This is a genomic window from Agriterribacter sp., from assembly GCF_035497235.1.
Lineage (GTDB): Bacteria > Bacteroidota > Bacteroidia > Chitinophagales > Chitinophagaceae > Agriterribacter.
The window spans coordinates 1-22,324 of the sequence record NZ_DATJEB010000055.1 but is presented as its reverse complement, the minus strand read 5'-3'; the positions used below and the strand labels follow the sequence as shown (position 1 = coordinate 22,324).

General features: G+C 42.1%; 26 protein-coding genes. 18 read left to right on the top strand and 8 right to left on the bottom strand.

The window, feature by feature from the left end:
- Window positions 1-7: 7 nt before the first annotated feature.
- From rplP to map, 15 genes are all read left to right on the top strand, one after another.
- A complete protein-coding gene (gene rplP, locus VL121_RS20455; RefSeq protein WP_325408476.1) occupies window positions 8-430 on the top strand; it encodes a 50S ribosomal protein L16 in 423 nt (140 codons plus the stop codon).
- A 40-nt stretch (window positions 431-470) separates the two neighbouring features.
- Window positions 471-677, top strand: coding sequence for a 50S ribosomal protein L29 (rpmC, locus tag VL121_RS20450; RefSeq protein ID WP_325408475.1), 207 nt, complete (start codon window positions 471-473; stop codon window positions 675-677).
- Window positions 678-682: 5 nt separating this feature from the next.
- On the top strand, window positions 683-940 hold the full coding sequence (gene rpsQ / locus VL121_RS20445; protein WP_325408474.1) for a 30S ribosomal protein S17: 258 nt from the start codon (window positions 683-685) through the stop codon (window positions 938-940).
- 107 nt (window positions 941-1,047) lie between these two features.
- Window positions 1,048-1,416: a 50S ribosomal protein L14 gene (gene rplN, locus VL121_RS20440; RefSeq protein WP_325408473.1), complete on the top strand. Its 369-nt coding sequence runs from the start codon at window positions 1,048-1,050 to the stop codon at window positions 1,414-1,416.
- Window positions 1,417-1,512: 96 nt separating this feature from the next.
- Entirely contained in the window at window positions 1,513-1,848 is a 336-nt protein-coding gene (rplX, locus tag VL121_RS20435) for a 50S ribosomal protein L24 (protein WP_325408472.1), read from the top strand.
- Window positions 1,849-1,888: 40 nt separating this feature from the next.
- Window positions 1,889-2,458, top strand: a complete 570-nt coding sequence (gene rplE, locus VL121_RS20430) for a 50S ribosomal protein L5 (protein ID WP_325408471.1) — start codon at window positions 1,889-1,891, stop codon at window positions 2,456-2,458.
- Window positions 2,459-2,460: 2 nt separating this feature from the next.
- Window positions 2,461-2,730: a 30S ribosomal protein S14 gene (rpsN, locus tag VL121_RS20425; RefSeq protein WP_152267160.1), complete on the top strand. Its 270-nt coding sequence runs from the start codon at window positions 2,461-2,463 to the stop codon at window positions 2,728-2,730.
- A gap of 44 nt (window positions 2,731-2,774) precedes the next feature.
- Window positions 2,775-3,173, top strand: a complete 399-nt coding sequence (gene rpsH / locus VL121_RS20420; protein WP_325408470.1) for a 30S ribosomal protein S8 — start codon at window positions 2,775-2,777, stop codon at window positions 3,171-3,173.
- Between the two features lie 138 nt (window positions 3,174-3,311).
- Entirely contained in the window at window positions 3,312-3,866 is a 555-nt protein-coding gene (gene rplF, locus VL121_RS20415) for a 50S ribosomal protein L6 (RefSeq protein ID WP_325408469.1), read from the top strand.
- 46 nt (window positions 3,867-3,912) lie between these two features.
- Window positions 3,913-4,266 (top strand): 50S ribosomal protein L18, encoded by a 354-nt coding sequence (gene rplR, locus VL121_RS20410; protein ID WP_325408468.1) that lies wholly within the window; start codon window positions 3,913-3,915, stop codon window positions 4,264-4,266.
- 43 nt (window positions 4,267-4,309) lie between these two features.
- Window positions 4,310-4,828, top strand: a complete 519-nt coding sequence (rpsE, locus tag VL121_RS20405; protein WP_325408467.1) for a 30S ribosomal protein S5 — start codon at window positions 4,310-4,312, stop codon at window positions 4,826-4,828.
- Window positions 4,829-4,834: 6 nt separating this feature from the next.
- Window positions 4,835-5,014 carry a 50S ribosomal protein L30 gene (gene rpmD, locus VL121_RS20400; RefSeq protein WP_325408466.1) on the top strand — a complete coding sequence of 60 codons (180 nt, stop codon included), beginning with the start codon at window positions 4,835-4,837 and terminating at the stop codon, window positions 5,012-5,014.
- A gap of 132 nt (window positions 5,015-5,146) precedes the next feature.
- Complete coding sequence (gene rplO, locus VL121_RS20395; RefSeq protein WP_325408465.1) at window positions 5,147-5,596, top strand: 50S ribosomal protein L15; 450 nt, start codon at window positions 5,147-5,149, stop codon at window positions 5,594-5,596.
- Window positions 5,597-5,669: 73 nt separating this feature from the next.
- Complete coding sequence (gene secY / locus VL121_RS20390) at window positions 5,670-7,010, top strand: preprotein translocase subunit SecY (protein WP_325408464.1); 1,341 nt, start codon at window positions 5,670-5,672, stop codon at window positions 7,008-7,010.
- Window positions 7,011-7,012: 2 nt separating this feature from the next.
- Window positions 7,013-7,816, top strand: a complete 804-nt coding sequence (map, locus tag VL121_RS20385) for a type I methionyl aminopeptidase (RefSeq protein WP_325408463.1) — start codon at window positions 7,013-7,015, stop codon at window positions 7,814-7,816.
- Window positions 7,817-7,877: 61 nt separating this feature from the next.
- Here the strand turns inward: map and VL121_RS20380 are convergent, their stop codons facing one another.
- A complete protein-coding gene (locus VL121_RS20380) occupies window positions 7,878-9,098 on the bottom strand; it encodes a 1-acyl-sn-glycerol-3-phosphate acyltransferase (protein WP_325408462.1) in 1,221 nt (406 codons plus the stop codon).
- A gap of 54 nt (window positions 9,099-9,152) precedes the next feature.
- Here VL121_RS20380 and VL121_RS20375 point away from each other — a divergent pair, with 54 nt between their 5' ends.
- Entirely contained in the window at window positions 9,153-10,418 is a 1,266-nt protein-coding gene (locus VL121_RS20375) for a BaiN/RdsA family NAD(P)/FAD-dependent oxidoreductase (RefSeq protein WP_325408461.1), read from the top strand.
- 61 nt (window positions 10,419-10,479) lie between these two features.
- Here the strand turns inward: VL121_RS20375 and VL121_RS20370 are convergent, their stop codons facing one another.
- The 4 genes from VL121_RS20370 to VL121_RS20355 all read right to left on the bottom strand — a co-directional run bounded on the left by VL121_RS20370 (window position 10,480) and on the right by VL121_RS20355 (window position 14,396).
- On the bottom strand, window positions 10,480-11,418 hold the full coding sequence (locus VL121_RS20370) for a hypothetical protein (protein ID WP_325408460.1): 939 nt from the start codon (window positions 11,416-11,418) through the stop codon (window positions 10,480-10,482).
- A gap of 216 nt (window positions 11,419-11,634) precedes the next feature.
- The gene (locus VL121_RS20365) at window positions 11,635-12,774 is read right to left on the bottom strand and encodes an agmatine deiminase family protein (protein WP_325408459.1); all 1,140 of its coding nucleotides are present in this window, start codon (window positions 12,772-12,774) and stop codon (window positions 11,635-11,637) included.
- Window positions 12,775-12,875: 101 nt separating this feature from the next.
- Window positions 12,876-13,337 carry a hypothetical protein gene (locus VL121_RS20360; RefSeq protein WP_325408458.1) on the bottom strand — a complete coding sequence of 154 codons (462 nt, stop codon included), beginning with the start codon at window positions 13,335-13,337 and terminating at the stop codon, window positions 12,876-12,878.
- A gap of 183 nt (window positions 13,338-13,520) precedes the next feature.
- Window positions 13,521-14,396 carry a carbon-nitrogen hydrolase gene (locus VL121_RS20355; protein ID WP_325408457.1) on the bottom strand — a complete coding sequence of 292 codons (876 nt, stop codon included), beginning with the start codon at window positions 14,394-14,396 and terminating at the stop codon, window positions 13,521-13,523.
- A 353-nt stretch (window positions 14,397-14,749) separates the two neighbouring features.
- Between VL121_RS20355 and VL121_RS20350 the strand changes: the two genes are divergently transcribed.
- Window positions 14,750-15,859, top strand: a complete 1,110-nt coding sequence (locus VL121_RS20350) for a galactose-binding domain-containing protein (RefSeq protein ID WP_325408456.1) — start codon at window positions 14,750-14,752, stop codon at window positions 15,857-15,859.
- Here the strand turns inward: VL121_RS20350 and VL121_RS20345 are convergent.
- Window positions 15,833-16,078, bottom strand: coding sequence for a hypothetical protein (locus tag VL121_RS20345; RefSeq protein WP_325408455.1), 246 nt, complete (start codon window positions 16,076-16,078; stop codon window positions 15,833-15,835). The two genes, VL121_RS20350 and VL121_RS20345, sit on opposite strands and share 27 nt — an antisense overlap.
- A gap of 390 nt (window positions 16,079-16,468) precedes the next feature.
- The gene (locus VL121_RS20340; protein WP_325408454.1) at window positions 16,469-16,627 is read right to left on the bottom strand and encodes a hypothetical protein; all 159 of its coding nucleotides are present in this window, start codon (window positions 16,625-16,627) and stop codon (window positions 16,469-16,471) included.
- A 791-nt stretch (window positions 16,628-17,418) separates the two neighbouring features.
- Here VL121_RS20340 and VL121_RS20335 point away from each other — a divergent pair.
- Window positions 17,419-20,070: a CehA/McbA family metallohydrolase gene (locus VL121_RS20335; protein ID WP_325408453.1), complete on the top strand. Its 2,652-nt coding sequence runs from the start codon at window positions 17,419-17,421 to the stop codon at window positions 20,068-20,070.
- Window positions 20,071-20,888: 818 nt separating this feature from the next.
- Here the strand turns inward: VL121_RS20335 and VL121_RS20330 are convergent.
- Window positions 20,889-22,324: hypothetical protein (locus VL121_RS20330; protein WP_325408452.1), on the bottom strand; the 1,436-nt coding region annotated here is incomplete at its 5' end.

The window sequence follows — 22,324 nt, the reverse complement described above, 5'->3', positions numbered from 1 at the left end:
ATATAAAATGTTACAGCCGAAGAGAACAAAACACAGAAAAGCGCAGAAAGGACGGATCAGGCAGGTGGCGAAACGGGGAGCAACCATATCTTTTGGTTCATTTGCACTGAAAGCACTCGAACCCATCTGGCTTAATAACCGCCAGATAGAATCTGCCCGCCAGGCCATGACACGCGCTATGAAGCGTGAAGGGAATGTGTGGATACGTATTTTTCCGGATAAGCCTATTACGCGTAAACCGGCCGAAGTGAGAATGGGTAAAGGTAAAGGTAACCCCGAATTTTGGGCAGCAGTGGTGGAACCGGGCCGTATTCTTTTTGAAGCCGATGGCGTTTCCATTCAGGTGGCAAAAGAGGCAATGGAACTGGCTGCCGCAAAATTGCCGATCAAAACCCAGTTTATTATCCGTCGTGATTATGCCGGACAATAAGCGCAGCAGCTAAAGTTTTAAATATTCAAACCGAATAGTAATGTCAAAGAAAGTTGATTTTTTAAATAGCCTGGAAACGATGAGTGAAGCGGATTTACAGGTGCGTATCAGCGAAGACGAGATGCGCCTGAAGAAATTAAAATTCGCTCATGCTACATCTCCCCTGGAGAACCCCATGACCATACAAGCGGTTAGAAGGGATATTGCAAGGTTAAAAACTGAATTAAAGAAAAAAGCTAAAAGCTAAATAAAATGGCTGAAAGAAATTTGCGCAAAACAAAGATTGGGGTAGTAACCAGTAACAGGATGGAAAAAACTGTTACGGTTGAAATTGAAAGAAAGGTCAAACACCCCATGTATGGTAAGTTTGTGAAGAAAACAACCAAATTCCATGCTCACGATGAAAAAAACGAGTGTGGTATTGGCGATACGGTTAAGATCATGGAAGCCCGTCCGCTGAGTAAAACAAAGCACTGGCGCCTGGTAGAAATAGTGGAAAAAGCGAAATAAATTATTTCTGATTTGAGATTTGATGATTTGAGATTAGAATATATATCTATGGATCGTCTCAAATTAAATTTCAAATTTCAAATTTCAAATTTCTAATAACTAAAAAGATGATTCAGCAAGAAAGCAGGTTAAATGTAGCAGATAACAGTGGCGCTAAGGAGGTACTGTGTATCCGTGTACTGGGCAATAGCGGGCAGGATTATGCAAAGATCGGCGATAAGATTGTTGTAACAGTTAAAGACGCTATTCCTGCGGGCGGCATAAAAAAAGGAACGGTTACAAAAGCGGTTATTGTTCGTACCAAAAACAAATTGCGGCGTAAAGACGGATCTTATATCCGTTTTGATGATAATGCGGTGGTATTGCTGAACCAGGCAGATGATCCCAGGGGTACCCGTATTTTTGGACCTGTGGCAAGAGAGCTGCGTGATAAGGGATATATGAAAATTATTTCTCTTGCGCCTGAAGTATTATAAGAATAGTTATGAGCTGTTAGCCATGCGCTATTAGCAAATTATTATATGAACTTAATCGGCTGATAGCTGAAAGCTAATAGCCAAAAGCCAAATAAAATGAGCAAAAGATTTAAACCCAAATTTAACGTTAAAAAGGGCGATTCGGTAGTAATTATTACCGGAGACGATAAAGATGTAAAAAAACCGCGTAAAGTGCTGGAAGTATTTCCCAACGAGTCCCGTGTGCTGGTAGAAGGCGCGAACATTATTACCCGTCATACCAAGCCTTCCGCACAAAATACAAAAGGTGGTTTGGTGAAGAAGGAAGCCTCCGTTCATATCAGTAACGTTAAGCTTTGGGATGCTAAAGGAAGTGAAGCGGCTAAAGTGAAACGAACAAGAGAGAACGGAAAACTAATTCGCGTATCCAAAAAATCAGGCGCCGCCATTTAATGATGCTGTGATGATAACAGCATAATAAATTTTTGACAACATGAGCACAACAAAATACACTCCGAGATTAGCCGATAAGTACAAAAAAGTTGTTGTACCGGCTTTGATGAAACGTTTTGCGTACAAAAGCGTGATGCAGGTTCCGCAGTTAGAAAAAATTTGTTTGAACCGTGGCGTAAACGGCGCGGTAAACGATAAAAAACTGGTGGATATAGCGGTAGAAGAACTGGCAACCATTACAGGTCAAAAAGCGGTATCTACCACATCAAAAAAGGATATATCTAACTTTAAGCTGCGTAAAGGCGTTCCTATTGGAGCAAGGGTAACATTGCGTGGTGTAAAAATGTATGAATTTCTTGACCGGCTTATTGCGGCGGCATTACCCCGTGTGCGTGACTTTAAAGGGATTAATGAAAAAGCCTTCGATGGCCGCGGTAATTATACCCTGGGGGTTACCGAGCAGATCATCTTTCCTGAAATTGATATTGATAAGGTAAATAAAATAACAGGCATGGATATCACTTTCGTAACATCGGCCGATACAAATGAAGAGGCTTATGAACTGCTGAAAGAATTAGGAATGCCTTTCAAAAATGCTAAAAAAGATTAATTATGGCAAAAGAGTCAGTAAAAGCCAGGCAAAGAAAAAGGGAAAGGCTGGTAGAGCAATACGCTGAAAAGCGTGCTGTATTAAAAGCTGCAGGTGATTGGAAAGCGCTTGATGCGCTGCCCCGGAATTCATCAAAAGTGCGTTTAAAAAACCGTTGCCAGGTGTCTGGCCGCCCACGGGGATATATCCGTTATTTCGGGTTGTCGAGAATTGCTTTCCGCGACATGGCTTTAAATGGTATTATTCCGGGCGTTAAAAAAGCGAGCTGGTAGGAAGGGAAGATTAAAAATAATTTTGAACTGATTAATTCATAAAAATGGTAACAGATCCTATTGCAGATTTCCTGACCAGGGTGCGTAATGCTCAGATGGCGGGACACCGTATTGTGGAAATCCCTGCTTCTAATCTTAAAAAACGTATTACTGAAATACTGTATGATCAGGGTTACATCCTCAAATATAAATTTGAGGAAGATAATAAACAGGGCGTAATTAAGATCGCCTTGAAGTATGATGCACACACAAAACAGCCTGTAATCAGGTCGCTTGAAAGAGTAAGCCGCCCGGGGTTGCGTCAGTATTCCAGGCCGGCAGACTTTAAAAGAGTAATGAACGGACTGGGCATTGCTATAGTAAGTACATCAAAAGGGGTGATGACTGATAAACAGGCGAAGTTGCAGAACGTTGGCGGAGAAGTGCTTTGTTATATTTGCTAATCAATACGATGCGTTTTGCCGGACAGCAGGGCGCAGTACATATAAGAAAAGTTGACTGATAATTTAAGTTCTCTATACGGAACTGAACACTTTCAACAGAATGGAATTCAAATTTAAAATTTTAAATCTCAAAATAACATGTCTCGTATAGGTAAACAACCCGTTATAGTTCCTGCAGGTGTTACAGTTACCGTTGGTAGCGATAATGTAGTAACGGTAAAGGGTCCAAAGGGTGAATTGAAGCAGACGATTGACCGTGATATTAAAGTGGAAGTGAAAGACGGAACAGTGAATTTTTCGCGCCCAACCGATCAGATCCGCCACCGCGCATTACATGGTTTATACCGCGCTATTACCGCCAACCTGGTAAAGGGTGTAACCGAAGGATACAAAAAGAACCTGGAGCTGGTAGGGGTAGGTTTTAAGGCTTCCCACCAGGGCAACCTGCTTGACTTATCTTTAGGCTTTTCACATAATATTGTTTTTGAAATACCTAAAGAATTAAAGCTGGCTACCGCCCAGGAAAAAGGTCAGAACCCCACCATTTCACTGGAAGGTATAGACAAGCAGTTAGTTGGGCAGGTGGCAGCTAAAATACGCAGCCTTCGTAAGCCTGAGCCTTATAAAGGAAAGGGTGTGAAATACGCAGGTGAGCAGCTTCGTCGTAAAGCTGGTAAAGCTGCTGGTAAATAATTTGAACATTCGGTCCGGCAGTATCGGACAAAAAAATAAAAGTAAAATGGACGCTAAAGTTATCAGGAGACAAAAGATCAGATACAATATTCGTAAAACGATATCTGGTACCGCACAAAGACCAAGATTATCTGTTTTCAGAAGCAACAAGGATACCTACGCGCAGTTGATAGACGATGAGAACGGCGCTACGCTTGCATCTGCATCTACAAAGGATAAAGATATCAGTGCGCAGAAATCGCCCAAAGTGATATTGAGCAGCCTGGTGGGAAAAACCATTGCTACGAAAGCGGCAGCACTTGGTATTAGTTCGGTTGTGTTCGACCGGGGCGGTTATTTATACCACGGCCGTGTTAAGGCGGTAGCTGATGGCGCAAGGGAAGGCGGATTACAATTTTAATTTTTTGATAACTGAAATTATAATTACCAATAACAAATTTATAATGTCAAAAGTAAGTTTAAACAAGGTAAAAGCCGGCGAGATCGAGTTCAAGGAGAAGGTGGTTGCTATTAACCGTGTGGTTAAAACAACTAAGGGCGGACGGGCATTCAGCTTTTCTGCATTGGTTGTGGTAGGCAACGAGAACGGCGTGGTGGGTCATGGTTTGGGAAAAGCAAAAGAAGTGCAGCAGGCTATTGCCAAGGGCATTGACGATGCAAAGAAAAACCTGATCAGGGTACCTGTAATGAAAGGAACCATTCCGCATGATCAGTGGTCAAAAGAAGGCGCTGCCAAAGTGCTTATTAAACCCGCCGCTCATGGTACCGGTGTAATTGCCGGGGGAAGTATGCGTGCCGTATTGGAAAGCGCCGGTTTAACAGACGTGCTGGCCAAATCCTTAGGTTCCGCTAACCCGCATAATGTGATAAAAGCTACTTTCAAGGCATTATCGCTGTTACGTGAGCCTATAGCAGTTTCTAAAGACAGGAGAATACCACTTAAAAAAGTTTTCAACGGATAATCAATCATGACAAAGATCAAAATTACACAGGTTAAAAGCATTATTGACAGGTCTGAACGTCAGAAAAGAACAATGGCTGCGCTTGGACTCAAGAAATTAAATGCTACTGTAGAAGTAGAAGCTACCCCGCAAATACTGGGTATGGTGAATAAAGTAAATCACCTGGTAAAAGTAGAAGAAGCATAAAGAATGCGGAAGTGTGGAAATATGGGAATGTGAGCAATATCTACCGGCTTCATTTACTTTGGAAAATTGGATATTAAAATTATTAAAAGCGAGCCCGAATGTTTTCCGGGCGTTGAGTAAAAAAAGATAAACATGAAACTGCATCAGTTAAGACCTGCAAAAGGCGCCACACATAAAGACAAACGTTTAGGCCGCGGGGAAGCTTCAGGGCATGGCGGCACTTCAACAAAAGGAAATAAAGGCCAACAGGCAAGAACCGGCTACAAGAGCAAGATGGCGCACGAAGGCGGACAGATGCCAATACAGCGCCGTTTGCCCAAGCGCGGATTTAAAAACCCGCATCGTGTTGAATACGCCGTATTTAACCTGGGACAAATTGAACAACTGTCGGCAAAATATGATATGCAGGAAATTTCAATTGAGAACCTGTATATTAACGGGCTGATAAAGAAAAGCGAAAAAGTTAAAATTTTGGGTAATGGCGACTTAAAAGCCACGCTTAATTTTAAAGTAGATGCGGTTAGCGAAAAAGCTAAAACAGCTATTGAAGCTGTTGGCGGAACCGTTGAAATAGTAAAGTAAATTTCCTTACCTTGCATCACGCATTTTAAATGGGTTATTTTCCATTTGGCGCTCAAACTAAAACGCACATTTCGTGAAGAAATTCATTCAGACACTGAAGAATATCTGGACTATTGAAGAACTGAGAGACAAGATATTGGTAACCTTACTGTTGTTATTGATATATCGTTTTGGCACACACATTGTTTTACCAGGTATTGATCCCAATAAGCTTGCCGAGTTTTCACATAAAGCCAGCCAGGGCTTACTGGGGCTGTTTGATACATTTGCAGGGGGCGCGTTTTCAAATGCCTCTATTCTTGCGTTAGGTATCATGCCTTATATTTCCGCTTCTATTTTTATGCAATTGATGACCATACTGGTTCCCCAAATGCAGAAAATACAGAAAGAAGGTGATACCGGAAGGAAAAAGATCAACCAGTGGACCCGTTATCTAACTGCTGCGGTAACCTTACTGCAGGCGGGTACATTTGTAGCTTATCTTACCAACCAAAACCGCGATGCGCTTATTGAAGCTTACCAGCCTTATTTTTGGATATCAACGGTAGTACTGCTTACTTCGGGTACGTTATTTGTAATGTGGCTGGGAGAAAAAATTCAGGATAAAGGTTTAGGTAATGGTACATCCATCATTATCATGGTGGGAATTTTAGCCAGGCTACCCGAAGCGTTATTTCAGGAATTTGGAGCAAAGCAGGTAAAAGGCGGCGGCGGCTTAATATTTTTCCTTATAGAAATTGCTGTACTGATAACCGTTATACTTGGACTGGTTATCCTGGTACAGGGGGTAAGAAAAATACCTATTAACTATGCCAAGCAAATAGTAGGCAACCGGCAATTTACAGGAGCAAGGCAATTTCTTCCCTTAAAGGTAAATGCGGCCGGCGTAATGCCTATCATTTTCGCACAGGCAATTATGTTCCTGCCTACACTTATTTCCTTTTCTTCATTTGAAAGCGGGCAGGGAATCGCCAGAATTTTTTCTGATCCCAGTAACCCGTGGTATATGCTTGTATATGGCGTAATGGTAATTGCCTTTACCTTCCTTTATACTGCATTAATATTTAACCCTAAGCAGGTTTCAGATAGTTTAAAACAAAGCAACGGGTTTATTCCGGGCGTAAAACCCGGTCAGCCTACCGCCGATTATATAGGGCAGATCATGGATAGAATTACTTTGCCTGGTGCGTTTTTCCTCGCTATTGCCGGTATATTACCCGGACTTATTCAAAGAACCGGGGTTACACCATTATTCGCTTCTTTCTTTGGAGGTACTTCCCTTTTAATTATGGTGGCTGTAATATTGGATACGCTGCAGCAAATTGAAACACATTTACTGATGCGTCAATATGATGGATTGATGAAAAGCGGACGCATCCAGGGAAGGCAAACTACATCACCCGTTTCGATATAAAAATGGTTTACTATAAGACGAACGAAGAAATAGGATTGATCCGGAAAAGTTGTTTATTGGTTAGCGCCACCTTAGCCGAGGTGGCTACCTTTTTAAAGCCTGGTGTTACTACAATGCAGGCAGATATATTAGCGGAAAAATTTATCCGCGATAATGGTGCAGTCCCTTCTTTTAAAAATTACAAAGGCTTTCCTTTTACCTGCTGTATTTCCGTAAATGATGCCGTGGTGCATGGCTTTCCCAATAACGAAGTGTTACAGGAAGGTGATATCGTATCTGTTGATGTAGGCGTGTTTATGAACGGGTATCATGGCGACAGCGCTTATACATTTGCTTTAGGTACGCTTGCCCCAGATGCAAAACAACTGCTGAAGGTTACGAAGGAATCCTTATATAAGGGTGTGGAGAAAGCCATTGCAGGTAACAGGGTAGGCGATATATCTTATGCCGTTCAGGAGCATACGGAAAGAAAACACGGCTACGGGGTTGTGCGTGAGCTTGTAGGCCATGGATTGGGCAAACAACTGCACGAAGATCCGCAGGTGCCTAATTACGGTAAAAGAGGCACGGGGTTAAAAATGAAGGAAGGATTAGTGATAGCCATTGAACCCATGATCAATATGGGGAAGAAAGATGTATTTTATGAAGAGGATGGCTGGACCGTAAAAACGAAGGATGGTAAACCCGCGGCACATTACGAACATACGGTTTGTGTGCAAAAAAACAAACCCGATATACTATCTTCCTTTTCTGAAATAGAAGCAAATGAGCGGGCGAACCCGTATCTTGATGCTTCGTACTACTAGCGTTGGGTCAATCAAATTATAGCTGTATATTATCGTGAGATGTGAAAGGTGAAATGAACATTCATGGCTTAAATTTTGCGTTTGATATAACACTATATTCCATTCCGGTAATAAACGCCTGCATATATTTTTTTTCCGGGGGCGATAGGGTGAGATGATTTTTAATTTTCAGCGCATACACCCAAAATTGTACAGTACACCAGCCACAGAAAGGAATAGTTAGCACCCACAACGTCAGGGGTATATCGGTAAGGTATGCCAATGATATAGAAGCTATTAGTATATATACCGGGTACAGGATAGTAAGCAATCCAAAAAAAAGAGAATCGTAAAAAATAGTGCTTTTTGTTTTGATCCTTGTAAAGCAGTTTACCGGGAAATAAAAAAGGCTGTTGAGTAAAAGTCCTGCCAGTGCAGGCATGCCAAACAGCGCTGCTGCAAAATAGATTTTGTAATAGTTTGTGCAATGCAGGTGGAAGAACGGGTACTTTATTTTTTGCGCTATGGCGGGCTTAATATCTATTGCTGATAAAAGCCTTCCCTGGTATTGGAGGTGTTCCATACCCGCGTTACAGTTATCCCTGAACGTTATATTGGCAATAACAGACTGCCAGATGAGTTTAACCCCTGCTTCATCCCTTTCCATTGCCGGAATAAGCGGCTGAAGCCGTTCAAACAATAGGGTGTTGAATGCCTGTTTCCATACCCCCGAATGCTCAGTGTACAAAAGTTTTCCAGGATAAAAAACTTCACCGGTTTGTATAATAATGGTTTTAGCCGGGTGTGCATAATCGCTGTAGGTTAATCCCACAGGCACTACCTGAAGCGTTTGTATAAGTTGGGGATCACGCAGGGCGTGTTGTACAATTTTGGCTGTTCCGCTTTTTATCGGCTTTAACTTCCAGTCGTGCAGGGTAATGCCTTCCGAAAAAACGATAATGATCCCGCGGTTTTTTAATATGTTACTGCAAAGTGCTATGCTGCTGAAATTTGCTCTTAGTTTTTCTTTTTCTTCAGATGCCCTGTAAACAGGTATACCATTTAAAAATTTTAATAATAAACGGAACATCGGATTATTGAACATATCGCTCCTGATCGTAAAATGTACAGGTTGCCGGCATTGGCAGGCAATAACAACGGCATCCAGCAGCGAATTAGGATGGTTGGATGCAATGATTGCCGGCCCCTTTAGCGCATGCAGCGGAAAACCACAGGTGATCTTTTTTCTGAAAAAGAACAATAAGCTGCACCGGGCAAGCAATTTTATGCAATAGTAAAACAAATCAGCCTTAGCTTTAATTTTTAAAATAGATGAGGTTAAATTAGGTAAAATTAAATGAAGCAAAAACATTTGGTTGTAATTGGTGGCGGAGCAGCAGGTTTTTTTACCGCGGTAAATGCGGCCAGGATGCATCCGGCGTTGCAGGTAACCTTGCTGGAAAAGAGTAGTAAACTATTGTCAAAGGTAAGCGTGAGCGGGGGAGGCCGCTGCAATGTTACGCATCATTGCTTTGAAATAGGGGAAATGATTAAAAACTATCCCCGCGGAGCTCAGTTTGTAAAAAAAGCGTTTCATCAGTTTTTTACAACCGATACAATTCAGTGGTTTGAAGACAGGGGTGTGGCGCTTAAAGCAGAAAATGACGGGCGCATGTTTCCGGCAACAAACAGTTCCGAAACTATTATTGAATGTTTACTGAAAGAAGCTAACCGCTATGGGGTTGATATACGTATGAATGCAGCGGTAAAAAAGATCAGTATGTTCAATAATGAGCAGCAGGTGCCTGATGCAAAGCAAAAAAAATTTGGTGTTTATTATTCAGATACGGGATTTCTGGAGGCAGATTTTGTGTGCTTAGCCTGCGGGGGATATCCAAAAGCATCACAGTACAACTGGTTGCAGTTTGCCGCACATCATATTGAACCTCCCGTTCCATCCTTATTTACTTTTAATATGCCGGGTAACAGCATTACCGGTTTAATGGGTGTAAGTGCAGCGCATGTTATTGCTAAAATTGCGGGAACAAAACGCATAGCGGAAGGTCCGTTACTAATAACCCACTGGGGCATGAGCGGTCCGTGTATATTGCGTTTAAGCGCCTGGGGTGCAAAAGAACTTGCGGAAAGGCAGTATCACTTTACACTGCTTGTAAACTGGGCGCCCGGCTACTCCGAGCAGCAACTCCGCAGGGAGTGGATGGTGTGGCGGCAGCAGTATGGTGCAAACAAAATATACCAGCGTAATCCGTTTGCATTGCCCGCCCGTTTATGGCACTACCTGCTTCAGCAAAGTAATATTACCGAAACGCAACGCTGGAGCGAATTGCTGACAAAGCAACAGAATACATTAATACAACTCCTTACCGCATCGCCGTTTGAAGTAAAGGGTAAAACCACTTTTAAAGAAGAATTTGTTACCTGTGGAGGAATAGATGTAGCTGAAATAGACGTAAATACCATGCAAAGTAAAAAGCATCCCGGCTTATTCTTCGCCGGTGAAATAATGAATGTAGATGGCATTACCGGCGGGTTTAATTTTCAGCATGCCTGGACGAGCGGGTGGATAGCCGCAAAAGCAATTGCACAAATGGCCGGCAACTGATTTACGGATTGCCCTATCATGAAAATATTGCAGGGAAAAGCGGTTCGTATGCAGGTATTGGCTACCTGTTTTTTTTCTTTCCCGGAGGAGGTATATCTAACTTGCCTTCCCGTATTGGTTTTTCAACGGGCGCCTGTCCATCCTGCAGTTTAAAAGTAAATACTTTATCTATATGCACCCATCTTCCCTTTTCCCATTTAAAGCCTTCGTAATCTCCATCGGGTATATACGTATATTTTTTTGCAGGCTGGTTGTTTTCTGAAATCAGGTGATCAAATATAATAATGCCTAATTCCTCATCGTACTTTATACTGGCATTACCCTCTTTTTTATATTCTATTGAAAACCTTGCCTGAACAGGTTTATGCAAGCTGTCTTTTTCAAAACTAAAAAACGGGCCTCCAAAAACAGGCTTGCCATTATTAAAGGTGAGTACTTCAATACGCTTTTTTGTGCTTCTGAAGCTGTTTTCATCGTAACCCAAAAGCGTATAGAAATTTTTGTTCCGGTAGGAAGTTTGAATGATTTTGTAATAAATGGCGCCAATCCATTCTTCATTGTTCGTGATGGCATTTTGAATATCTTCTACCAGTTGTGTTTTATCAAGGAGCGGGTATAATACCAAGGAACCGTCCGCAGTATGCATTTGTATGGCGCCATGCCTGCGAAATGTGGTTTCATCCTGTACCAGTTGCCAGGTAAAAATGCGGAAGCTGCTGTCGGGCGCATATAGCCGCGATATGGTTTGCAATGAATCGAAAGGATAGGAGAAAGAATGCGGTTCTTTTAAGGCCCTTACCAGCATACGGGTAAAAATACTGTCGGCGCGGAACCGTTCTGCTGCTCGTTGCGCATTTACAATATCAAAAGCATAAGACTTCATGGAATCTTCACGCAAGGCCATTTCTGCAGGAAAGTGGCTTTTGCTGGTTTGGGCAAAGGCGCTAAGGCCTGGGCTGCCTGTGCATAATAAAAAAAGGTATAGAAATATGCTTTTCATGCGTGATACTGTAAGATAACGAAATTACAAACAATGCTTTTTGATGAACGGTAAATAGAGCCACTTAGTGCTTAAAGTTTTGGTAAAAAGGGGTGAAGGTATCAGGTATCAGAGTGGTGGGGGTAGAGGGTGTAGGATAGAGGGTAGAAGGCAGCCCCTTCTTACTTTTCACCTGCAACTTATACCTTTCACCCTGTAATCCAAACCATAAACTTCCTACACGCTCGGTTCCTGCTGGCTCAGGCAGTGAAAACTTCCGAGTCCCCATATAAGATCAGTAGAGTCAATACCCGCTATTTTTCGGTTGGGGAAGCAATCCTGGATAAGCTGCAAAGCTATATCATCCTGCCTGCACCGGTAGGTTGGAACAATAACCGCCGCGTTGGCAATATAGAAATTGGCATAGGATGCAGGCAGGCGCTGATCTTCATAAACAACCGCATCGGGCATCGGCAGCTCAATGATGTTAAGTTGCTTGCCATTGGGCAGGCGCATTTGTTTCAGTTCCTTCAGGTTGGTTTGCAGAAGTTCATAGTTTTCGTCTGATTTGTTTTGCTCCACAACCGTAAGCACGGTGTCTTCATTTACAAACCGAACCGTATCATCTATATGTCCATCGGTATCATCACCCACTATACCTTCGCTTACCCACAATATTTGTTCAACCCCATAGTAGTGGCGTAAATAGGCTTCAATTTGCTGTTGGTTAAGCTGTGGATTACGGTTAGGGTTAAGCAGGCAGGCTGTGGAGGTAAGCAGTGTGCCTGCCCCGTTAAATTCAACCGAGCCGCCTTCCATAACAATGCCGGGATGAAACACCGGGATGTTATATTCGTTGGCTATTAAGGTTGGAATAATATCATCCAGGTTGTAAGGCGGATACTTGTTACCCCAGGCGTTATAGCCCCAGTCAATGATGATCTTTTTATGGTCTGCTTTTGGATTAATTAGAAATGCCGGCCCGTGATCGCGGCACCAGGCATCATTGGTAGGATGGATGAAAAAGGCTATTTTAGTGAGATCAACATCTGCATCTGCAAGACATTTAATGGCAAATGACTTCATAGCCTCGTCATTTACATTAATATTTACTTTTTCTCCCTCGCTTACCGCTTTAATAAATTGGCCATAATATGGATAAATGTTATTTATCTTTCCCGGCCACGATGCTTCTTTATGCGGCCAGCTTAACCATGTGGCGCTGTGCGGCGCAAACTCCGCCGGGAAATAGTAGCCCAGCTTTTTAGGCGTATTAAATGCGGGGAGTCCGGGAGCAGTAATATCCGAATCGCTTTCTTTTAAATTCCCCGAAGCAGTTGTATCTAATGAACGGAAGAATGTATGTGTACGTTCCAATTTCTCTTCTTTTTTAGTTATAGTTTACGCGTGAAGTTAAGCACTTTTGCCGGCGATTATTTACGCATCGTAACAGCACTTCTGACCTTAGCGCGGTAATCTCATTTAATTGTATACCTTATACCCAACCCGCCAAAGCCTGAATAAAAGCCATAATAATGATTATAAGGGCCATCACCAAAATTAAATGAGGGTTGCCAGTCAAGGCTAATATTAATGGGAGCGCCTTTAAACTTATAATCCATTCCCAGCACGCCATCTATTCCAAAATAAAAGTCATGATCATTTCTGTAGCGATAATCATCATCATCATGCTCTCTCCACCGTTCATTCCAAAATCCTGCGTGTGCACCAAATCCTGCATACCATTTTAATCCGGGCGCACCGTTAATATTTCCATGAAATTCGTATAAACCGGTAAGGCGAAAGCCATCTTCCCAAAAATAAAGAAGCCCTTCCAAAGCAGCATCTTTTTTGATAAAGTGTTTAACGGTAATTGCCCCCGGGTAGAATTTAACGCCCAATGCTGTTTTATAGGTATGCCCATTAGGCTGTGCATACACAGTTGTACATACAGTTATACATATGCAAATACAAAACAAAAACACCTTTGATAAAGCATCCCTTCTCATAAAAGTTCTACTATTTGTTTTTGAAAATTTATTAGGTGTCTCCCTGGATGCAAAGTTAGATAATCAGAAATCATCGTCATCGGCATGAACGCATTAATGTTGTGCAGGCGCTGTCTAATCCGCATCAATAAACCTTTTTGTGATAGGCTGATAGCTGTCAATTCTCCGGTCACGCAAAAAAGGCCAATGCGTACGGTACTGGTCGGTTTTTGAAGTATTGAGCGTTATTACATGCACTTCTTCCTTATCATGTGTGGCCTGGTATAATACTGTTCCAAAAGGGTTGGCAACAAAGGATCCACCCCAAAATTGCATAGCCCCGTTTTGCTCGAAGCCTGTTCTGTTTACACTTACCACGTGTACTCCATTGGCTATGGCATGGCTGCGCTGAATGGTTTGCCATGCATTATATTGCTCTGTATTGGTGGCTTCATTCTGCGAAGTGGCCCAGCCAATAGCGGTAGGATAAAACAGTATCTCGGCTCCCATAAGCGCTGTTATACGGGCTGCTTCCGGGTACCACTGATCCCAGCAAATTAATATGCCGATAGTGCCGAATTTTGTTTTGAATACTTTATAGCCAAGATCGCCCGGTGTAAAGTAAAACTTTTCGTAGTAGGCCGGGTCATCGGGAATATGCATCTTCCGGTATTTGCCTAAATAAGTTCCATCTGCATCAAGTACGGCGGTAGTATTATGGTATAAGCCTTCCGCTCTTTTTTCAAATAAAGATGCTATAATAACTACCCCTGTTTCTTTAGCCACTTTTCCAAGTACGTCTGTGGAAGGCCCGGGAACAGGTTCTGCCAGTTTGAAGTTTTCATAATCCTCCTCATCGCAGAAATAAAGCGAAGTGAACAATTCCTGCAGGCATACGATCTGCGCGCCTTTTTGAGCTGCCTCACGAATTTTTATGATCGTTTTTTCCAGGTTCTCTGCTTTGTTTGCTGTGCAACTCAGTTGAATGAGTCCGATATTAATATTACGCATAAATGATGGCTTAAAGAATCGCAAAATTAACCCTAATATTTAGTATAGCCTTTATTTCCTGTGATGACGAAAGTGTATAAAAAAATGCTTTGCACCAATTATAAATGTCATGAATTAATACATTTCTCTTTTTTACTATGCTGCTGGTATTTTTATATAGCGATTCACAAAATACATGCTTATACTTGATATATGATAAAATTTGCTACTTTTACGCAATCATATACATTTAATAATATTAGAATGTATGTGCTTTTTTGTTATTCATTTCCTAATGTTCCTTTGAAACCTCATTCCACAACCCCATTCTCTTTTAGGGTTTACCATTAACTAATTGATAAAATTTGATAATTATGAAATCAAAATTTTACTTTTTATTTTTTGCTCTTTGGGGTTCTTGTTTGTTTATTAATGAGGCAATCGGCCAGGATATTAACCTTGCACTTTCAAAAACAGGAACAGCTTCATCTATTCAGGACGGAACCTATACCCCTGATTTGGCTTTTGATGGTGCAGGACAGGGTGTAGATCCGGGAACCGGAAAGGCGCTTGATGGGAATGGTGATGAATACGGACGCTGGTCAAGTCTTATTGCAGACCCGCAATGGATTGCAGTAGATCTGGGCGCTGTGTATGAAGTGAAAGAGGTGAAGCTCTATTGGGAAGTGGCGATTGGAAAAAACTTCAACATTGAAGTGACTACAGATGAAGCTGTTTCAGGTGCTACAACCTGGACAACGGTAGCAACGATTACTGATAATCCGGTTAATGCATATATCAGTACCATTGTTATTGGGGATGTGGTTGCGGGTATACCTGCAAGACATGTAAGAATGAATGGGCTGACCAGGAATAATGCAAGCTATGGGTATTCTCTATATGAGTTTGAGGTGTATGGTCCCAATGTCATTCTTCCTATTACACTCAATGATTTTGCAGCAGTAAAAAAAGATAATGCGGTTCAATTGCTTTGGAATGCAGGCATGGATGCCGAAAGCCGGTTTAATGTGCAGCGCAGCAATAATGGGGCTGATTTTGCTACTATCGGAAAATTATATTACCCCACCGGCACCAATGGCATTTCCAATAGCTATGGTTTTGTAGATGAATCGCCGCTTGCAGGCATAAACTATTACCGGCTGCAGTACACGGAAACCGGTGAAAAAACGTTGTATTCCGATATTTTGAGCGTACGGTTTTCGGAAGATCGGAGCTTTATTGTTTCTCCCAACCCGGTTGCCGGTAATGTAATTCGCGTGGAATCAGGCAGAACAGGGCAAGGCAAACTCACACTGCGCCTGCTTACTATTACGGGTAAAATAATTGAACAGCAGGAAATGAGCTCGAACAATACAATAACGGAACTGAAGCTAAATAAGCATCTTAGCGCGGGTACCTATATATTGCAGGTGCTGGAAGGAAACCAGCCTGCCCGTTCAAAGCAGATCATTATCAGCAAATAGGAAAAGATATTGTTTTTTAACGGCCGGCTTAATGCCGGCCGTTTTTTTGTTGGCAATCATGTTCTCGTCTTCATGAATTTTTAATACTTCCAGTGGGGCAGCGCAGCTTACCGGGTGGGCCGAATACGATAGCCCCAGCCAGAGTACCTCGTTGTCAAATTTTGCAGCAATTCTATCACTTACCACTTTTTTATAATTACCCCGGGGTTTTTGAAACAAAACAATACCCCATGTTTTCCTATAATTCTATTGTGCCTGTATGGTGAAAAAAAGACATGTAGGGCCTGGCTTAATCAATGTACTCAATTTCTCCTATTTTATACAATCCTCCCGGTAGTTTCCTGCTATCTATTATGAGCAGCTCAATAGCTTGTTATGAAAGCCGCATTCATCCCGTAAACCAATGGCTATATCGTAAATGCCGGGTTGCATGTTTTTGTGTATGGTGACAGGGTGCTGCCCGGCAATGATTTCTCCCGGCAACCAGTTGCGGCAATCGGAGTTGCTTAATTCCTGTTCACATTCCCGCTGTCATCCCTGAATCCAATACCGTTTTTTAAGGCGTAGTCAAATATAATATAATCCGATCGTCATCCGTATCGCGTTGCCCTATTGCATCATTGCTGATGATAAGGGTTGTTTTTTATACCAGCGTTTATACAGATCAATATGTTGTTTCAGCATCCCCGCCGGAGTATCCTTCCAGCCTGAATATGCAGTGTGTGCTTCGCCCCAATCGCCCAGGCTACCGATGTCAATGTATTCCACCCAGGGTTAAATGTACGCAGCCATTTAAGAGCAGAATAAAATTGCAATTGCTACTTAAATTAGAAGGTTTCATGTTGCTGTTTTCTTTAAAAAAAAAGAGCTCCGGTATATAATTTAATTGTTGATGAAACGGTATATGGGGCTATGGATAGCTGTTTGAGCAAGATTTTCCAGGTTCTCAACCAATGTGTATAGTTGTACAGGGAGTTCAGATCAGCGCCGGATTGCACATCCGGTTAACGATTATCACCCAAGAGCTGTGTTTTCTGCAATTTTCTATATTTACGCGATAAATTTATAGTTAACTATAAAAATTATCGTCTCTATTTTATGCTCAACTATAAAAAAGTAAGTTTTCCGAAGTCGTTTGTAGAAGCATACAAACCATCCCTCACTTCGGTTATTCACCGAAACAATTATATGGGATGGCTCAAGACAGGGTTGCCGGAGTAATGAATGTTTATTTACAAAAGAACTTCTGTATATAAAAAATTTCCTTGAAAGTAACATGCTTTTGGCATTGCTGAATAGTATTACCAAACGTTGAAGCGTGCGATGCCCGTCCGGACAGAATCATCCGGGCGGGCAATTGGATTCCACTGTAGTAATTCCGCCAGGCTCATACTAAAAAATACCCTCTGATTGTACTCTCTCTAATAAATGGAAGACAAAATAGGTTACCACTTTGCACAAATTGATTAACAGTTGATGCGTTGATGCATTTAATTTTAGTTAGGTGAAATATGGAACAACGAGTAGAAGAAAATTAAACATTATCAAACAATTTCTATATGCCTGTAAAATTTACTTTGCTGATTGCCTGTTTTGTTTTTAGTATATATTCTTATTCACAGCAAAACATTAAAATGGCTGTAAGTGGTCTTAACCGGTTGCAGACCATAGATGGCATAGGCGTTAATATCAATTCGCGGAGTTGGAAAGAGGATGAGCTGAAGCCTGCTATTGATCTGTTGGTTGACTCCATGCAGGCAAAAATTTTTCGTGTAATTGTAGAAACGCCTAAAGAATGGGAAGACGTTAATGATAATGATGACCCGTTTGTATATAACTGGAAATACTACGACAGCCTTTATGGAACAGCAAAGTTTACCAGCGTATGGAAAACAATCGCATACCTCAATAAAAAAGGCATCTCTCATAATATCATGATCAACCTGATGGGGTATCTTCCCGCGTGGATGGGAGGGGAGACAGTAGATCCCGGGCAGGAAGATGAGTTTGTTGAGATGTTTATTTCTTTTTTACAGTATGCCAGGAATAACCAACATTTAAAATTTGGACTGGTAGCCCCTTTTAACGAGCCTGATATTCAAAAAGAAGGTCCAAAGCTCAATGAGTTCAGGTATGTGGCCATCATGAAAAAAATTATAATGCGGGTAAAGCAAAGCGGGATGAATGATATACAATTCGTTGGTCCCGATGCAGCCGGTATGAACAATAGTGTGAACCGCTATATTCCGGCGATGATGAAGGATTCGCTCATCATGTCCCACATCAGCCGCTTTGCCGTTCATAGTTATAGCGGTTATTATGCTCCTGTAGATTCCCTGATTAAGCACTCCGCGTTTCCTGGTAAAAAATTCTGGGTAACCGAATGGAATGCCTGGAGAGATGGATTGGATGACGGCATTATGACGGCCTATAATTATCAGTTCGCAGCGCAATGCATGGGATATTTGCTGGATCTGCTGAAGAATGGCGCGGCCGCGGCAATGGTATGGGAAGGGTATGACAGTTATTATGATCATCATGCGCCCAGCCTGTTTAGCTATTGGGGGATTTTGGGATATAATAAAGAAAACAAAACCTATACGCCCAGAAAACATTTTTTTGCCATCTCCCAAATATCAAAATATGTAACGCCTGGTTCCTGGTTATTAGAATTGCAAAGCAGCGATAGTAAAGCGCCTGCGCTTGCTTTCTTCAATCCCTCGCGGAATGCTCCTGTAATAGTTGGGCTAAATACATACAATAAGGCGGCGCAGCTTGAAATATCTTTGGATAATTTTCAGGGAATTGAATCGGCGCAGCTCATTTTTACGGATAGTCTTAATAATCTCAAAACTCAAAAAACATATTTGCCTGGTAAGGATGGCAAATTAAAAATAGTAGTTCCGGCTAATTGTATATATACGCTTGTTGCTAAACCTGCCACGGCTGCAAATGCAGGAATATTAAACCATAAACTAAAGGCGAAAGGATGGTATGCGGGCGACATACATGTGCACAGGAATTGCGGTGGAGGCACTCCCGTATATTCAGTAGATTCGTTAACGGCTGCTATGAAAAAGAATGGACTGTCGGTTATTTCCTTACTGGCAGATATGGGGAACGGAGAAGTGTATAATGCCGAAACAGATCTGAAACTGGTAACAGGTAAAGACGCTCCACAATCAACTCCCGAAGCCATTGTTCGCTGGGATGCTGAATGGCACTGGGATGCAACGTATACGAATTTCGCTAAACAGGCATTGGGCGGACACCTGGTAATGCTCGGCTTATCGCATGCTGAACAAATATGGGCAGAATCTCCCTATACAATATTGGAATGGGCTAAAAAACAAAACGCGGTAAGAGGATTCGCTCACCTGGAATATCTTAATGAAAATATACCTGCGGAGCTAAACTGCTGCATTCCTGTTGACCTGCCGGTGGAAGCGGCATTAAAGAATATTGATTTTGTTTCAACAGATGTTTTTGGATCGTATTCTCCCAATTACGGATCGTATTTTGGGAAGCAATCCCTTGATGTATATTATAAAATGCTCAACTGCGGTATTCAATTGCCTCTTGCTGCCGGTACGGATTTTCCGTGTAATAATTTTGAGCCGCTGGGAACCGTACGAACTTACGCCCATGTTAATACCAATCTCACTTATAACAACTGGATTGAAGCGATACGCGAAGGGAAGACGGTCATATCAAGGTTGGGTGATAAAGAATTTCTGGATTTAAAAGTGAATGGTGATCAGGCGCCTGGCTCATCCATTCAGTTTTCTGATAAGCAAAAAGTAAACATTGAAGTTGCATGGAATGTGGAGAGTGATGCAAAAGGTGAAATTGAAATATTGTGTAACGGCAAGGTTATTGCAAATGCAGGTGGCGCCGCTACGCCCGGTAAACCTTTAGTATTGAAATCAAACTTTGTGGTTGATAAAAGCTCATGGATTGCTGCCAGGCGGGTAAGCGGCAACGAGTATCATACACATACCTCACCGGTATATGTATATATTGGCGGGGAAAATATAATGGCAGACAAAGAAGATGCGTTGTATTTTGTTAGATGGATAGATCATATATTAGCCAATATTGCTGATGAAGGAAAATGGAGAAAATTTTTTCCCGAAACACTTGCCCAGGTGAGGATGCATTATCGGCAGGCGAGAGATTATTATGCAGGTATTATGAGCGCCGGTAAATGATGGTTGATATAACGAAGGAGTGTAAACACATAGGAGCATAGAAACATAGTTACGGATAGGATAAATTTATTGACGGTAACCGGAAGAACCGGTTTTGTCCATCTGTTGAACCCGATGCCAGCAATGGGATTACTGTTGTTGAAGTTACAGTAGAGCAAAAGTCACATCAGGGAACAATCACGAAAACGGGCAGTAATCCCTGCCCGCCCCCGTCCGACTGGGTCATCCGGGCGGACGAACGATGTTCAGTCGGGCGGGGCTTTTTTTGTTTCTTTTTTGGGCAAGCAAAAAAGAAAAGAGCAAATGTCTATGTAGTAAAAAATATTCGTCAATTCATAAGTAAGCGTTATTACTATCTATAAGCCGGATATCGTCATTACATGGGGACAGGGTGGTTCAGGTCATCCGGATCACAGGATGGTTGGCGCGGTGGTTACCGAAATTTTCCAGTCTGGCCAGTCTTCCCAATTTGAAAAATTATTTTATACTGCGATACCAACGGAGCACTGGAGAGATGAACCTCCGTATAAGTCTGAGATATCAATGGGTTATCACAGAGGCTATAAACCGGTATAGAAAAAGTATTTGCCCGTACATATATGGTGCAGCGAAGCGGAAAACAAAATTGCCAGGGAAGCTATGCCTTGCAACACCTCTCAGTATCCTCCTGAAGAATTAGATGATAAAGAACTTTGGATGAATAATATAAATAAGGATACTGTTTATTTAAGACCTTATACGAACGCGGGTTATGTAAGTGATGATATTTTTAGATAACAGAAATACTCTATCCTATTTCCAATAACTGAAGGCCACGATCATTCTATAATAATTTGCCCCGCTTTTTCCCTTGTAATCGTTACGGCATAATCTCCGCCTCCAAGTAACCTTATTGAATAACCAGTTTTTTTGTTTTGAGCAGAGATACGCTGCCCGTTTAGCAAAATCTTTGCGGGTTTGAACGACAGGCGCAGGAATTCTGTGCCATTTTCACCAGTTGCAGTGTATCGAATTTTTTTAGCTTCGTACCATACGTTTTTTAATATACCCTGCGAATACAGGATGTGATTTTCATGTGGCGGCGCCCATTCAGGAATCGCTGCTAATGCATGATAAAACATTCTGGGCCCTTCTCCATAACAATCCGACCACCAGCTCGCAACGCCATTGCTTACGGGGCTTTCATATGCAAGCCCAATGGAATCGCTGCAATAAGTAACCCAGTTTAACGAACGGTAAGCTTTCCCCTTATAGTAGGCATCTCCTGAAATGGCATACCATTTCGCACATTCGGCCGCATACCGTGCAGTTTGATAATCCATCTTAGGCAAAAAATCATCCTGCTCGCCTACGAGGTTAGCGCCCCATTGTGTAGCCGGCTCACCTTCGTTGCAACGCGTTACAAAATTAGTTTCTGTCCATTGTATCATTTTGGGTATGTCCTTTTTCCATTCAGGGTCAAAGGAAGGATTCTCCAGTATATATAACGCCGTGTTACTTTTGCCCATATTGCTTTTGTAAGTATTGCTTCTTACATCGGTATCTGTATGCCCATCGGCCCAATATCCGGTTTGCATAGGAAAACGAAGCATAAAATCCCGCACTTTATTCATAGTGCTTTGGTATGCGACAATATTGCCGGTTCTGTCATTAACCAAATGCTCCAAAAGAGAATAGGCGCCTATCCAGTTGGCGCCGTAGGGTGCGGTTACTTCACCGGTATTCATTACTACGCGGTAAGGCCAAACCGATGTATCTGCATTTCCTGTCGTTGCCTTGTTCACTAATGTATTGGCAATACTAATTGCCGCCTTTTTGTATTTTTCCTTTCCGGTGTATAAATAAAGCCGGTAAAATGTTAACCCCATTTCGGCTGCGTGATCAACCTGTACCTCATGTAATACAAAACGTTTGGCAGCGTCAAAGCCTTTAAATTCCATATCGCCGGCATTGGTAGTGGTATATGGAAAGTTTGGCCAGGCAAATGTAGCAGGCGTTATGCCATGATCAATGGCGTACTCCGCCAGCTTTTCTACAATATGCATTACCGTTGTATCGCCGGTATACGCGTAATACAGGCGGGCCGACTCGAACCAGTTAGGGATTTTTTCGCCAACATCATTCATCCAGGCATCAGGCTCCTGCAGGATTTTTCCATTACCTACCTTGTAAGCACAGTAAAAATAATATTGCGGATACAGTGATCTTGGCGGAGGCCCGGGACTGTATGGCACGGATGTTTTTATAAAATTCC